This is a genomic window from Sphingomonas sp., from assembly GCF_023266535.1.
Lineage (GTDB): Bacteria > Pseudomonadota > Alphaproteobacteria > Sphingomonadales > Sphingomonadaceae > Sphingomicrobium.
The window spans coordinates 1-13650 of record NZ_JAHFPY010000073.1; the positions used below are offsets into that span (position 1 = coordinate 1).

General features: G+C 64.8%; 17 protein-coding genes and 1 tRNA gene. 9 read left to right on the plus strand and 9 right to left on the minus strand.

Annotation, left to right across the window (positions count from 1 at the left end; translation table 11 throughout):
- Together Q0C64_RS11075 and Q0C64_RS11080 are read right to left on the minus strand one after the other, a co-directional pair.
- A partial coding sequence (locus tag Q0C64_RS11075; protein ID WP_294123766.1) for an NAD-glutamate dehydrogenase domain-containing protein occupies positions 1 to 2616 on the minus strand: 2616 nt, incomplete at its 3' end.
- Between the two features lie 83 nt (positions 2617 to 2699).
- Positions 2700 to 4100, minus strand: coding sequence for a hypothetical protein (locus Q0C64_RS11080; RefSeq protein WP_294123768.1), 1401 nt, complete (start codon positions 4098 to 4100; stop codon positions 2700 to 2702).
- A 159-nt stretch (positions 4101 to 4259) separates the two neighbouring features.
- Between Q0C64_RS11080 and Q0C64_RS11085 the strand changes: the two genes are divergently transcribed.
- Positions 4260 to 4335: transfer RNA gene (locus Q0C64_RS11085), tRNA-Thr, on the plus strand.
- 58 nt (positions 4336 to 4393) lie between these two features.
- Here the strand turns inward: Q0C64_RS11085 and Q0C64_RS11090 are convergent.
- Positions 4394 to 4801, minus strand: coding sequence for a UrcA family protein (locus Q0C64_RS11090; RefSeq protein WP_294123770.1), 408 nt, complete (start codon positions 4799 to 4801; stop codon positions 4394 to 4396).
- Positions 4802 to 5021: 220 nt separating this feature from the next.
- On the opposite strand from Q0C64_RS11090, the gene Q0C64_RS11095 reads away from it, so the two are divergent.
- Positions 5022 to 5507 (plus strand): hypothetical protein, encoded by a 486-nt coding sequence (locus Q0C64_RS11095; protein ID WP_294123771.1) that lies wholly within the window; start codon positions 5022 to 5024, stop codon positions 5505 to 5507.
- A gap of 16 nt (positions 5508 to 5523) precedes the next feature.
- Here the strand turns inward: Q0C64_RS11095 and fahA are convergent, their stop codons facing one another.
- From fahA to Q0C64_RS11110, 3 genes are all read right to left on the minus strand, one after another.
- The gene (gene fahA, locus Q0C64_RS11100) at positions 5524 to 6822 is read right to left on the minus strand and encodes a fumarylacetoacetase (RefSeq protein WP_294123773.1); all 1299 of its coding nucleotides are present in this window, start codon (positions 6820 to 6822) and stop codon (positions 5524 to 5526) included.
- Entirely contained in the window at positions 6819 to 7373 is a 555-nt protein-coding gene (locus Q0C64_RS11105; RefSeq protein ID WP_294123776.1) for a VOC family protein, read from the minus strand. The genes fahA and Q0C64_RS11105 overlap by 4 nt, the downstream gene beginning before the upstream one ends.
- Positions 7374 to 7471: 98 nt before the next feature.
- Positions 7472 to 7669 (minus strand): hypothetical protein, encoded by a 198-nt coding sequence (locus Q0C64_RS11110; protein WP_294123777.1) that lies wholly within the window; start codon positions 7667 to 7669, stop codon positions 7472 to 7474.
- A 129-nt stretch (positions 7670 to 7798) separates the two neighbouring features.
- Here Q0C64_RS11110 and Q0C64_RS11115 point away from each other — a divergent pair, with 129 nt between their 5' ends.
- Genes Q0C64_RS11115 through Q0C64_RS11125 form a run of 3 tightly spaced genes read left to right on the plus strand, consistent with a single transcriptional unit; the run spans position 7799 to position 9258 of the window.
- Positions 7799 to 8383 (plus strand): hypothetical protein, encoded by a 585-nt coding sequence (locus Q0C64_RS11115; RefSeq protein WP_294123780.1) that lies wholly within the window; start codon positions 7799 to 7801, stop codon positions 8381 to 8383.
- Positions 8384 to 8439: 56 nt separating this feature from the next.
- On the plus strand, positions 8440 to 8685 hold the full coding sequence (locus Q0C64_RS11120; protein WP_294123782.1) for a DUF2171 domain-containing protein: 246 nt from the start codon (positions 8440 to 8442) through the stop codon (positions 8683 to 8685).
- A 54-nt stretch (positions 8686 to 8739) separates the two neighbouring features.
- Positions 8740 to 9258, plus strand: a complete 519-nt coding sequence (locus Q0C64_RS11125; RefSeq protein ID WP_294123784.1) for a thermonuclease family protein — start codon at positions 8740 to 8742, stop codon at positions 9256 to 9258.
- A gap of 36 nt (positions 9259 to 9294) precedes the next feature.
- On the opposite strand, the gene Q0C64_RS11130 is transcribed toward Q0C64_RS11125, so the two are convergent.
- Entirely contained in the window at positions 9295 to 9441 is a 147-nt protein-coding gene (locus Q0C64_RS11130) for a hypothetical protein (RefSeq protein WP_294123785.1), read from the minus strand.
- 93 nt (positions 9442 to 9534) lie between these two features.
- On the opposite strand from Q0C64_RS11130, the gene Q0C64_RS11135 reads away from it, so the two are divergent.
- The 4 genes from Q0C64_RS11135 to lldD all read left to right on the plus strand — a co-directional run bounded on the left by Q0C64_RS11135 (position 9535) and on the right by lldD (position 12561).
- Complete coding sequence (locus Q0C64_RS11135) at positions 9535 to 9936, plus strand: acyl-CoA thioesterase (RefSeq protein WP_294123787.1); 402 nt, start codon at positions 9535 to 9537, stop codon at positions 9934 to 9936.
- A gap of 25 nt (positions 9937 to 9961) precedes the next feature.
- On the plus strand, positions 9962 to 10606 hold the full coding sequence (maiA, locus tag Q0C64_RS11140) for a maleylacetoacetate isomerase (protein WP_294123789.1): 645 nt from the start codon (positions 9962 to 9964) through the stop codon (positions 10604 to 10606).
- A gap of 64 nt (positions 10607 to 10670) precedes the next feature.
- Positions 10671 to 11414 (plus strand): class II aldolase/adducin family protein, encoded by a 744-nt coding sequence (locus tag Q0C64_RS11145; protein WP_294123797.1) that lies wholly within the window; start codon positions 10671 to 10673, stop codon positions 11412 to 11414.
- Between the two features lies 1 nt (position 11415).
- Entirely contained in the window at positions 11416 to 12561 is a 1146-nt protein-coding gene (lldD, locus tag Q0C64_RS11150; protein WP_294123791.1) for an FMN-dependent L-lactate dehydrogenase LldD, read from the plus strand.
- A 22-nt stretch (positions 12562 to 12583) separates the two neighbouring features.
- On the opposite strand, the gene Q0C64_RS11155 is transcribed toward lldD, so the two are convergent.
- Together Q0C64_RS11155 and Q0C64_RS11160 are read right to left on the minus strand one after the other, a co-directional pair.
- Positions 12584 to 13312: a hypothetical protein gene (locus tag Q0C64_RS11155; protein WP_294123793.1), complete on the minus strand. Its 729-nt coding sequence runs from the start codon at positions 13310 to 13312 to the stop codon at positions 12584 to 12586.
- 122 nt (positions 13313 to 13434) lie between these two features.
- A partial coding sequence (locus tag Q0C64_RS11160; protein ID WP_294123795.1) for a hotdog fold domain-containing protein occupies positions 13435 to 13650 on the minus strand: 216 nt, incomplete at its 5' end.

The window sequence follows — 13650 nt, forward strand, 5'->3', positions numbered from 1 at the left end:
GGCATTGGCAACGTCGGAGAAGGTCGCGGTGCCCTTGTCGGCCGCGACTACGAAATAGGGGTCCTCGCCGTCACGGATCACCACGTCGGCGGGATGGGTAACCTTGTCGTCGACGATATTGTCGGTGACCGACAGCAATGTCCGGATGAAGATCCGGTAGCTCTCGGTTCCTTCGGCCAGCCAGCCTTCGCGGTCGACCGCCGGGCTCGGCAGCTGCTTGGGATAAAAGCCGCCCTTGGCGCCGGTCGGAACGATCACCGCGTTCTTGACCAGCTGCGCCTTCATCAGGCCGAGGATTTCCGTGCGGAAGTCGTCGCGCCGGTCGGACCAGCGCAGGCCGCCGCGGGCAATCGGGCCGCCGCGCAAATGGATGCCCTCGACGCGCGGGCTGTAGACCCAGATTTCGCGGTAGGGGACCGGCGCCGGCAGGCCAGGCACCTGCTTGCTGTCGATCTTGAAGGCCAGCGCTTCGGCCGCCTGGGCGGCAAAGGCGTTGGTCCTGAGCGTCGCGCCGACCACGGCTCGCATCTGCCGCAAAATGCGGTCGTCATCGATCCCTCGCACGTCATTCAGCGCGTCGTCGAAATCGGCCGACGCCTGCTTGACAATGCCGTCGCGGCCGCTCGCACCCTTGGGGTCGTGCGCGGCAGTGAAATAATGAACCAGGGCGTCGGTCGCCTTGGGCGCGCGGCGCAACGCGTCGACCACGGTCGCCAGGCTGAACGCCACGCCGGTCTGGCGCATGTAGCGGAACCAGGCGCGCAGCCACACGACCGGCCGGGGGTCGAGGCCGGCGAACAGCACCAGCTGGTTGAAGGCGTCATTCTCGGCCTTGCCGGCCAGCACGTCGGCAATGGCGCGCTCGATCACCCCGGCGCGTGCCATCACTTCGTCGATCGCCGTGCCGCCGGCCAGGTCGAGCAGGCAGTCATGGATATGCGCCTGGGATTCGCCCTCGAGCTCGATCGGGATTTCGGCCAGCACCCGGAAGCCGAAATTCTCCAGCACCGGAACCGCCTCGGACAGCGGAATGAGGCCGCCGCGGCGATAGATTTTCAGCCGCAGCCGCTCTTCACCATCGACCAATTCGCGATAAAAACGGGCATCGCGCTGGGCTTCATCGTCGAGCTTGCTCAGGCGCAGGATGTCTTCCGCCGCATGCTCGGGCAGCGTCAAATTCTTGTAGATTTCGGGGAAGCTGCTGGCGTAGCTCAACATCAGGCGGGTCGCCCGGCCGGACCCGACCCGCTCGACCAGCGCTTCTTCGACGCTCGGCTCCCATCCGCGAACCATCGCATCAAGCCGCCGGTTCAATTCCGCGGCGTCCGGCGTCGGGTCGCTCGCTTCGATATCGAGCGTGTAGCGGATCAGAGCCAGATCGCCCTCGCCGAGCTCGACCGACCAGCTGGTCATCGGCCGGCCGGTCGATTGCTCGAGCAGCTCGGCGATCGCCAGCCGCCGCTCCGTATTGAGCTCGTCGCGCGGCAGCCAGACGAAGGCGAACAAATGTCCCTTGAGGATGCTGCGGACCATCAGGATGGCGGGCCGCGGCCGATCGGCCAGCGACATTGCCATGGTCACCAGGTCGCGGCTGCATTCCTCGCTCAAATTGACCAGCAGGTCGCGCGGCACCGACGACACCGCGTGGCGCAGCGCCTTGCCGCTGTGGCCATGGGGATCGAAGCCGAACTCCTCGTCCAGCTCCTGGAGACGGCGGCGCAGCACCGGCACGTCCTCGGTCGGCTGGATCAGCGCCTGGCTGGTCCACAGGCCGGCGTGGACGCCAATGCCGGCAATCTTGCCGCCCTCGCGGATCGGCACGACGATCAGGTCGAGCGGGACGCGGCGATGGACGGTCGACTTGCGCTCCGCCTTGGCCATCAGCGGCACCGAGCCGCCCTGCTCGAAATAGCGGATCGCCCCGACCGAGCCGCCCTTGTCGGTCGGCGCGCCGGGGATCGAAAAAATGCCGAGACAGCCCGACGAATCCTCGCCCGGGCGTTCGACCTCATAACCGAGCAGGGTCAGCGCGCCGTCGGCGAACCAGTTGAGCAGTGCCGAGCCTTCGGGGTCATCGACCGTGGCCGCATCGGCGCGCATCTGCGCCTGCATCTGCGGCCAGTCGCGCACCGCGGCGCGGACGTCGCCCAGCACGGCTTGCAAATCCTCGACCAGCTCGCGGCGGCCGCGCGCGTCGGCGCGGTCCAGTTCGATGTACATCATCGATTCGCGGCGGCTCTTGTCGTCGCACAGCGGCTCGAGCGCCTGCAGCACGCCACTGTCGTCGCGATCGACGCAGACCACCGGGTGAAGCAGGCGGTGAACGGTCAGCGAACGGCCGGCAATCGCATTGGCGACCGAGTCGACCAGGAACGGCATGTCGTCGTTGATGATGCCGAGCCGCATCCGCCGGCGGCCGGCCTCGCCACCGGTCGATTCCAGGCGAATCGAGACATTGCCCTTGCGGCGCTTGTGGGCGACCTCAGCGATGAACCGCGCCGCTTCTTCCCGATCTTCAGCGCTGAACCCGTCCAATTCTCCGGCCAGTGCGTTGCCGACCAGGGCTTGCTCAAGGGCGTCGACCGTCTGCCCTTCGGCGCGCGTGATAACCGTCATGTCCGCTTTTGCTCCGCATCTCTCGCGATGCGGCGCGGCCTAGTCCTACGCGCCTGTGAAGGCAACAGTGGGAAGGGGAAATGCTAGCGTGCGGCGCGGCGCAGGGCGCGGTCGAGCATCGCGCTGTCGGCGACCAGCTCGACCACTTCATGAACCCCGTCGGCGTTGCGGCGGGTCAGCACCAGCGCGAATTCCTGGTTGGTCTGCAGCTGGGCCAGCGACAGCGGCGGTGCGCTGCGCATCGCAGCCTTGCCCAGTTCGAGCTTGTCCTCGGCCGGCTCGCCCGGACGGCGCGCCTTGCGCTCGGCCGCGACCAGCCCCTTGAGGCCGCCTTCGGCCTGCTCGACAAAGTCCTGGAAGCCGCCGAAATCGACACTCTCGCGCTCGGCGTTGCTCAGCGCTGCGGCGAACTCGGTCAGGCGGGTTTTGTCATATTCGACACCGAACACCAGCTTGACGATCGGGGTCATCGGCGCGCGGGCCTGGGCCTTGACCCCGGCATCGTCGAGGATCTCGGCATAGTCGTCGGGCACCCGCTTTGCGGCGACCGCGAAATCATAGGCCATGGCGAGGGCGCGATAGAGGGCGGCGCGGCTGCGGCCATCCTGCTGCTTGCAGACCTCGGCGCTTTCGCGGGCGGCCCACAGCCGGTCGGCGAGGCCGGCGTCGGCGTCGAGCTCGATCGCTGGCTCTTCCTCTTCCTGCGCCTCGGTTTCGGCCTCCACAAACACCGGCTCGGGATCCGCCAGCGGGCCGTCTTCCCAGGTCAGATGGGGCGGCGCGGCCGGCTCTTCCGGCTCGGAATCGAGGTCGAACGGCACGAACCCGGGCTCGTCCTCGACGGGCAGGGCATCTGTGAGCTCGAGCGTGTCCTCATCGTCCTCGCTCTCGTCCGCTTCGTCCGTTTCCGCCTCCAGCGGCGGCAGTGCGGCGCGGATCACCTGCGGCACTTCAGCGGCTTCGCCAAGGTCCTTCCAGTTGATCACGCCGTAGATGAAATCGATCGTGTCGCCATCCGAGCTGAACGGCATCAGGATACCGCGATAGCCGATCGAGTGACTGCGCTGGTTGACGAATTCCGCCTCGAAGCCAACCGGCGCGCGGTTGGCGATGATTTGCAGATAATGGTCGGTCAGCCGCGACAGCAGCGAACGGCCAGGGACATCGCTGATCGACTTGATGTCGTCGCCGATGCCGCATTCTTCGCGGATCGCGGTGCCGATATAGGGCGTGGCGGGATTGTCGCTGCCCTCGGTGAAGTCGAGCAGCACCGAATGGGGACCAAAATCCTGGATGCTGTCCGGCTCCAGATCCTCGATCGACGGATAGTCGCGGCCTTCGAGCAGCGAGCACCAATAATTATAGGCCCGGACGTGCATCCGGCGCTCGTCGGCGCCGATCGCGGAGGCAACATCCTCCTGCGGCGGCGCGGCATGGGCCGGAACCGCATCGAACTCACCCGGATGATCGGAATAGCTGTCCACGCGCTCTTATTCCCGTGTAATCCCCGTTTCGGTGCCACTTTCACCAAAACTGGTTGCTAAACGGTTAAGGTTAATGGGGCGCGGCCGGCCGCCCAAGACAGGGTTGCCCGGTTGCAACGGCGCGTGTAGTGGCGCATCCGCGAGGCCGTTCCGGCTAAAGCCGCTTTAGCTCAGCTGGTAGAGCACATCATTCGTAATGATGGGGTCGCGTGTTCGAGTCACGCAAGCGGCACCATCTCCACGCACAGGATTGCCAGGGGCAATCCGCGCATGGAGATCAGTGCTTCCTCTTCCTATTTCGCCGCGACGCGGATCGCGATCGGGTTCGCCGGAATCGCGCTATAGCCGTTGAGCGCGATCTCCTTGGCCCGCGTGACCGCCAGGGCGATCTGCGGATTGGCATCATTCCAGGCTTCATCCGAGCAGCGCGCATAGCCCGTGTCGAGCAGGGCAGAACGGCCATCCTCGAACAGGCAGACGCGCTGCACCGCAACCCCGACGCGCTGCCGCAGGCGATACACGTCCTTCCGTTCGGCGAGATTCAGGTCGCCATAGGGAACGCGCTCGGTGCGCAGCCCCTCCAGCGGCTCGGCCTTGACCACCACCGGATTATCCTGGCTGGCGGCAATTGCGGGAACTCCAAACAGTAGAGATGCCGTGACCCCTGACAGAACGGCAGTGGCAACTAAGCGGGTAAGCATCTCCATTTCTCCCTTCAGCATGGTCACGAAGAGGTGACCCGCAGATGCCGTTAGTCCCGGCCGGTTGCACGGCCGCTTCGATGAAGTTGCGGGAAGATTTCGGCGGGTGCGGCGGCTTCACGCCGAAGCGGCGGGCGGTGTCGACCAGTGGCCGAACGGCTTGACCGGCCAGTTCAGCGATGTACCGTTTTGCTCTGCCAAGGCGCGCAAGGGGGCAAACATGGAAACGATCTTCGGGCTGTCAGTGCCGCTGTTCACCAACATTCACGTCGCGATCAGCCTGATCGGCATCATTGCCGGCTTCGTCCTGCTATGCGGGATGATGGCGGGGCGCTTCCACAGCGCGTGGAACAATCTTTTCCTGATCTTCACGATCCTGACCAGCGTCACCGGCTTCATGTTCCATTCGAAGGCGTTCGGCCCGCCGCATATCGTCGGCGCGATTTCGCTGGTGGTGCTCGCCGTCGCGCTATTCGCGCAGTTCGGCCTTGGCCGCCAGGCAATGGCCCGGACGACCTATGCGATTACCGCGGCGATCGCGCAGTGGCTAAACGTCTTCGTCCTGGTCACCCAGGCCTTCCAGAAGGTCCCGTTCCTGCACGGCCTGGCACCGGGCGGCAGCGAGCCGCCCTTCCTGGTGGCGCAGGTCGGTGCTTTGCTGCTGATGGCCTGGATCGGCTGGCGAGCCGCCAAGTCGGGCGTCTGAGTACCACCAGTATCGGTTAGTTGGCGGGCAGGATCCGGCCCGTGCAGCCGCCGAAGCCGATCGGCACGGCGCCTTCGGCCGTGCAGCGGGCGAACAGGGTCAGCTCGTCGCCGTCCTCGAGGAAACTGCGGGTCTCGCCCCCGGGCAGGATGATCGGCGCCTTTCCGCCCTGGCTGATTTCCAGCAGCGAGCCGAGGCCGGTGTCTTCCGCGGTCGACAGCGTGCCGGTGCCGATCAGGTCGCCGGGCTGCAGGTTGCAGCCGTTCGACGCATGATGGGTGACGATCTGCGCCGCCGACCAATACATCGCCGCGGCCGCTTGCCCTTGGCTCAGCACATGCGGTTTCAAGCCGGTCTCGCGCATTTGCGCGGTCTGCAGGGTCACAGCCAGCTCGATGCCCAGCCCGCCGCTGTGCTGGTCGGCTCGGTCGAGGAGATAGGGCAAGGGCGCCGGATCGCCGTCCGGCCGCGGCGGCATGGATTTCCGGAACGGCGCCAGCGCCTCGGCGGTCACCACCCAGGCCGAAATGCTGGTCAGGAAATTCTTGGCCAGGAACGGGCCCAGCGGCTGATATTCCCACGCCTGCAGGTCGCGTGCTGACCAGTCGTTCAGGAGGCAATAGCCGGCGATATGGTTCGCCGCCTCGCCGATCGGGATGGTGTGACCGAGGTCATTGCCACGGCGGATGAAGATGCCGAGCTCCAGCTCATAATCGAGCCGGCGACTGGGCCCGTAGTCGGGGGCTTCGGCGTCGGGGGGTTTGCGCTGGCCCTTGGGCCGCACCACGGGCTGGCCCGATACCCGCACCGAGCTCGCCCGGCCATGATAGCCGATCGGCACATATTTATAGTTGGGCAACAGCGGATTGTCGGGCCGGAACTGCCGGCCGACATTGGTCGCGTGATGGATGCCGACGTAGAAGTCGGTGTAATCGCCAATGTCGCACGGCAGGTGCCTTTCGGCATTGGCGGCGCGAACCAGGTGCGGCTCGACCGAGGCGCGGAAACGCGCATCGCTCAGGAGCGTCGACAATTTCCTGCGCAGCTCGCGGGCATCGTCCGGCCCATGGGTGAACCAGGCGTTCAGCGTCGACAGGCCCAGCGCCAGCTTCCAATGGTCGTCGAGCAGGCCGGCCCCCGAAGCGCCTTTCAAATCGAGAATCATGTCGCCGATGGCGACTCCGATCCGCGGCTCCCTGGTGCCGGCCGAGAACACGCCGAGCGGCAAATTCTGGATCGGGAAATCGGGATGGCCGTTGGCGCTTTCGACCCAGCTGGTCCGCGCCGGATCGTGGGTCTCGTCGATCTGGCTCATTCAGCCAAAGAGCCCGGATCGATGTGCAGCCATTGGGCGTGCTTCGGCGCTTTCTTGGTCTGGCTCCATTCCTCCAGCATCAACGGCGCCACGCGTTCGAGTTCGGCATATTGCTCGGCCGTGCCGATATTGCAGGCAAGCTCGAGCCGGTGGCCGTTCGGATCGAAGAAATAGATTGAGCGGAAAATGCCGTGAAAGGTCGGCCCGAGCACGTCGATTCCTTGCGCCTCGATGTGAGCCTTGGCGGCCAGCAATGCGTCAAGGTCGGCGACTTCGAATGCGATGTGCTGCACCCATTCGGGCGTATTGGGGTCGCGCGACATCTCGGGCTGGTTGGGTAGCTCGAAGAAGGCGATGACATTGCCCCCGCCGCAGTCGAGAAACACATGCATGTAGGGGTCGTAGGCGCCGGTCGACGGGACATGATCCTCGGCGAACGCGTTAGTGTAGCGCATGCCGAGCACTTGGCTGTACCAGGCGACGGTCTCACCCGCGTCCTTGCAGCGGTAGGCGGCATGGTGGATGCGGTTCAGGGTGAAGGGATGGCTCATGGGCCGCCGCGTTACGCCGCCGCGTCGAATAATTCAAACCGCCTTTAGGGGAATTGGGCCGGGCAACCTCCTGCCGGAAACCCGGCCCATATTGTAGCCTAGTTGACGTTGACTTCGATCTTGTCGGGAATGTTGATCTCGGTCTTGCTTCCGCCGAAGCCGAGCTGGTCGCGGAACAGGAACAACAGCACCAGCACGACGATCACCAGCAACACAACGGCGAGCACGCCGCCACCGCCGCCGCCATCGGTTTCAACGATGGTCACATGTTCCCTGGAGTCATTGTCGTCGGCCATCTTGTTACTCCCTGAAATCCATTTTCATTGCGAAACGAACGATTGCTTTCCCGACCGGTTCCCATCAAGCCCCCCGCGGAACGATGCCGCCTGCCATGCGCTTTAGGCGCTTAGCCGAGGGAGCAAATCGTGAAGCGTACCGCCCTGATCCTGGCCATTAGTGCCGCTTGCGCCGCCTGCGGCAAGACCCATTCTGATAATGCGGTGCAACCACCGGCCAGCACGGAAGGAAATGCGCCGCAACCCGCGCCGATCAATCCGGAATCAATCAAGCCGGGCGAGCCCGGCGGCCTGCCCGACGACCGCACGCCGTTGGAAGAGCCGAAGGGCCCGATCGACCCGAAGAGCGCGGAAGGTGCCGGCCAGGTCGTGCAATTGTTCGGCGGCTTGCTCGAGCAGCGCAAATTCGCCGATGCGTATAGGCTGTGGTCGGATAATGGCCGTTCTAGCGGCATGACCGAAGCGCAGTTCATCGCGGCTTACGCCAAATATTCCGAGATTCATTCGGAAGTCGGGCGACCGGGCGACAGCGAGGGCGCCGCCGGGTCGATCCACATCGACGTGCCCATCCGATTGTACGGCAAAACGACAAGCGGCGACCCATTCAACATGGTAGGGACGGTGACGGTAAGGCGGGTCAACGACGTGCCTGGATCGACCGAGGAGCAGCGCCGCTGGCATATTACCAAAAGCGACTTGGCTGCGCGGCCCTGACGCATCCGGATTCAATTTGGTTCGTTGGGCGTTTTATCTCTTGAAGGAGGACAGCGATGAGCGGGTTTGAGGACATCAGGGAAGACATGGAAGTGATCGGCGCCGACGGCGTCCATGTCGGCACCGTCGACAAGATCGAGGGCGACCGCATCAAGCTGACCAAGTCTGACAGCCACGGCGCCCATGAAGGCCACCATCATTTCATCTCGCGCGGCCTGGTCGCGGACGTCGAGGGCGACAAGGTCCGCTTGTCGGCCAATGCCGACGTCGCCGTGACCTTCGAAGAGGAACAGGATCAATAATCATTACGGTTGCGGACTGGCGCAGAACCAAGTTCTGCGCCAAAGTCCGCCCCGATGAACAAGAACAAACGCTTCAAGCCGAAGAGGCGTCCGCCATCGTTCAAGCCGAAGCAGCGGGACGTGCGCCAACTCCTGTGGCTCGCGCCACTCCTCTTGCTCGGCGGGGCGTTGCTCGATCCCTCGTTGATCCAGCCTTTCGGCCCGCTTGCCGCCACCGAGCGAGTGGCCGCGACCTTCACTCCATGCGGGCCGGGAAGCGGTTCGGCCTGTGTGATCGATGGCGACACGTTCAAGCTCGGTGATCGCACTGTCCGCATCACCGGTATCGACGCGCCCGAACTGGCCTCGCCCAAATGTCCGGCCGAAGCGGCATTGGCGCGCAAGTCCGCGGACCGGTTGCTTGCCCTGCTCAACGAGGGCCCGTTCGACATGGTGGCGCACCGGCTGCAGCGGCAGGACCGGCATGGCCGCGACCTGATGGTCATTCGGCGCGGCGACAAGTCGATCGGCGGGGAGCTGATGCAAGAGGACCTGGCCCACCGCTACATCGGTTCAAAAAGGAGTTGGTGTTAGCCCAGTGTGGGGCACTGGGCGTACGCCAACTCGGTGTTAGTCCGCCGATATTTGTGAAATCTGCAGGCCGACGGCGCGCGCCAGCGGACAGCGGCGTAGGGCCATCCAGCTCAAGGCCGCGCACGCCACGAATATGGTCGCAATGATCGTCATGACGATTGTCATAATATATGGCGTGGTCATGCAAATGACTGGAAAATGACGATATTACGACAGCTTAACCCCAAGCCTCTGAAATCCGTGGAGGCTTTCGCCTCCGCCTGTTAGGCCCCTACCATGAGCCGTCCCGTCTTCGAGCATCGCATCATTGCCCCCGCCGTCGCGATCGACGAGCTCGGCCATGTCAACAATGCGGTCTGGGTGCAGTGGATCCAGGAGGTGGCGCTGGCCCATTGGTACAGCGTCGCCGATCCCCGGCATCAGGACGATTATATCTGGGTCGTGGTGCGGCACGAGATCGACTATCTCCGCGCCGCGTTCGAAGGCGAACAGCTGACCGGGCGGACCTGGGTTGGCGAAGCGCCGAAGGGCGCCCGCTTCGACCGGCACATGGAATTCGTCGGCGAAGACGGCAAGGTCCGGGTCCGCGCCGTCACTCAATGGGCGATCATCGACAAGGCCAGCGGCCGGCCGATCCGCGTTCCGCCCGAGGTCATTGCGCCATTTATTGACGAATGATGTGCTGCAGGCGCAGGCTCCGTTTATGGCCCGCGCGGTGCTCTATGACTATTTCCGCTCTTCGGCGGCTTACCGCGTGCGCATCGCGCTCAACCTCAAGGGCGTCGACTATGAGCAGCGGCAGATCAATCTCGCCGAGGGCGCGCAGAGGGACGATGCTTATCGCGCGCTCAACCCCCAGGGCCTGGTACCGATGCTGGAGATTGACGGCCATCGCCTGACGCAGAGCCTTGCCATCTGCAACTATCTGGACTCGATCGTCCCGGATCCGCCGTTCATGCCGGCCGATGCCGCCGAGCGCGCCCACGTCCTGACGCTGGCATTGGCAGTGGCGTGTGACATCCATCCGCTCAACAATCTGCGAGTTCTCAAATATCTCCAAGGCACCTTCGGCGTTGACGATGCGGCCAAGGATCTCTGGTACCGCCACTGGATTGAGGAGGGCCTTGCGGCGCTAGAGGAAATGGCCAAGCCGTATGCTGGGGCGTTCCTGTTCGGCGACGCGCCGACCATCGCCGACGTCTGCCTCGTCCCCCAGCTCTACAACGCCCGGCGCTTTTCGGTGCCGTTGACTCCGTATCCAACCTTGCGCCGAGCCGACGAAACCGCCAGCGCGCACGCGGCCTTTGCCGCCGCCCACCCTGATCGACAGGAGCATAGACATGAATAGGGTTGAAAACATCAACCGCGGCATGGGCGATGTCCACGCCCTGGCCGAGGTCGAGATCCCCGACATGAAGGGCAAGGTCAGCGACGAGGAATGGGCGATCCGGGTCGATCTTGCCGCCGCCTATCGCCTCGTCGCCCATTTCGGCTGGGACGACCTCATCTTCACCCATTTGTCGGCGCGGATCCCCGGCCCCGAGCATCATTTCCTGCTCAATCCCTATCAGCTGATGTTCGAGGAAGTGACCGCGAGTTCGCTGGTCAAGGTCGACGTCCATGGCAATCCGGTCGAGCCGACCCCGTTCATCACCAATCCGGCCGGCTTCACCATCCATTCGGCGGTCCATATGGCGCGCGAGGACGCCCATGCCGTGATGCACCTCCACACGCCCGCCGGACAGGCGGTCAGCGCCCATGAGGAAGGACTGCTGCCGCTGACCCAGACGGCGATGCTGGTGCGCGGCGACCTCGCCTTCCACGATTATGAAGGGGTGGCGGTCGACCTCGACGAGCGCGAGCGGATCGTTGCCGACCTCGGCACCAAGGGAGCGATGCTGCTCCGCAATCATGGCACCTTGGCGGTCGGTGCCAATGTCGGGGAATGCTTTGTGAAGCTCTATTTCCTCGAGCGCGCCTGCCAGGCGCAGATCATGGCGCTGTCGGCCGGCGAACACATCAACCGGCCGCCGCAGGGCGCCGCCGAGCAGGCGGCCGAACAGGGCGCAGTCGGCCTCACGATGGCGGCCAATCTGCTCGCCTGGCCGGCCTTGAAGCGCAAGGCCTACCGGCTCGATCCCAGCTTCGCGACCTAGGTTGGCGAAGGCGGCGGCAAGCATCGGCGACTTTCGTGCGCTGGCCAGAGCGCGCCTGCCCCACTTTCTGTTCGAATATATCGACGGCGGTTCCTACGACGAGGTGACGTTACGGCGGAACGTCGAGGATTTGCAGGCCGTCACGCTGCGCCAGCGAGTCATGCGCGACGTCTCCGCGATCGACTTGTCGACCAGCCTGTTCGGCGCCCGATATTCACTCCCCGTCGGTCTCGGCCCGGTTGGCATGTCGGGCATGTATGCCCGCCGCGGCGAGGTTCAGGCAGCGCGGGCGGCGAAGGCGGCGGGCGTCCCCTTCTCGCTGTCGACGCTCAGCGTCTGCCCGGTCCGTGAAATCGCGGCAGGCCTGAACGCGCCCTTCTGGCTGCAGCTTTACATGATCAGGGACCGGGCGTTCCTGAAGGAGATGCTCGCCATCGGCCGCGAGGCCGGCTGCTCGGCCCTGCTGTTGACCGTCGACCTGCCGGTATCGGGCAGCCGCTACCGCGATATGCGTTCGGGCCTGTCGGTGCCGGCCAGCGCCCGCGCGTCCTTCCGCCGCTTCTGCCAGTCGGTGCTGCGGCCCGCATGGGCCTGGGACGTAGGCATCCGCGGCCGCCCGCACGGCCTCGGCAATCTCGAGCCGGTATTGGGGACCAACACCGGCCTGGAGGATTATTTCGGCTGGATCGCCGCCAATTTCGATCCGACGATCACGTGGACCGATCTCGCCTGGGTGCGCGACCAGTGGCCCGGCCCGGTCGTCATCAAGGGCATCCTCGATCCGGACGATGCCCGCGCCGCGGTCGAGCATGGCGCCGACGGGCTGGTCGTCTCCAACCATGGCGGGCGGCAGCTCGACGGAGCAATGTCGAGCGCTGGGGCGCTTCCCGCGATCGCCGATGCCGTCGGCGGCCGCATTCCGGTACTGGTCGATGGCGGAGTCCGCTCGGGTCTCGACGTGGTCAGGATGCTGGCACTGGGCGCCGACTTCGTCCTGCTCGGCCGCGCCTGGGCCTATGCGCTGGCCGCCGATGGCGAGCGCGGAGTCGCGCATATGCTGCAGCTGGTCGAGGCCGAGATGCGCGTCGCCATGGCGCTGACCGGTTGCCCCCGGGTTAGCGACATCGGCCGCGAGTTGCTGGCCTAACTTCGCGCGTCAGGCAGGCCGCTCAGGGAGCCGAGGACTGCCCGGCGACGCAAATCCTGTTCTTGGCTCCGAACAGGCCGGCCGATTGAAATGTCTCGCAGATGACACCCGTCCCGCACTGGCCCGGGTTGGCCCCATCATAAATGACGCTGTGACAGCAGGCCGATTTGCAGGCGGCGGCGGCCGCCAACTTGTTGTGCAAGAGCACCTCGCCAATGGCCTTATCCTGGAGCGCGTTCCGCTGCACCATCAGGTCCGACCTCTCGCCATCGATCCGCTTGCGTTCCTGCACATTGGCAAGGACCGTGACAGATATGTTGGCCTCCAGCTGGTCGACCATCGCCTGCCGCTCCTTGACCTTGTTGACGCGGTCCATGATTCTTGCCGCCATATTGGCGTGGGTCTCGATCAAGGGATTGCACATGTCCGCGAGCTCTTTCGAGGTGACGCCGCCATTTTCGGGACATCCACGGGAAACAATATCCTGGCGCATCCGGTCGGCTCCGTTGGCGACGACCTGCAGGTCATTCATCTCAGACTGAATATCCGCGCGCTGTTTTTGCACCGCCTCGTTGGCGAATATCTGCGCCTGCTCGGATGTTCGAAGTTTCTTGTCATCCTCGTCCAGCGCTTTGAGCTTCTTGAGCGGTTCCTGCATCTGGATGGCAATGTCGGCAAAGACGCCCTTTCCGGTTTGGGCCACTGCTGCAACCGCCACAAAGCCGAGCACGGCCAACGCGTAATGCTTCATGATTGCCCCTCCCTTGGCTAAGCGAACTCTCTCCCCGACAGGCTGCGAACAACAACAAGCCGTTACTTAACCGGAACAGTTGGTCGTGGCGAGGGACCTGGGTCGAAACGAGCGTTTGCGCGTCACCCGGGAACCTTGTCGACCTCGATCCACAGCGCTTTGGCGAGAGCGACGATCTCGCCGGCATTGTCGTGGATCACCGTCGCGCTGTGATGCTTGCGCCCCTCGCGACTGAGCTCCCAGGCAGTGATGCGCAGCCGGTCGCCGGGTGTCACCGGCCGCTCGATCCGGCCCGCCAGCCGGGCCAGCAGCGCCAGGGGCCGTGGCTCGCACAGCCC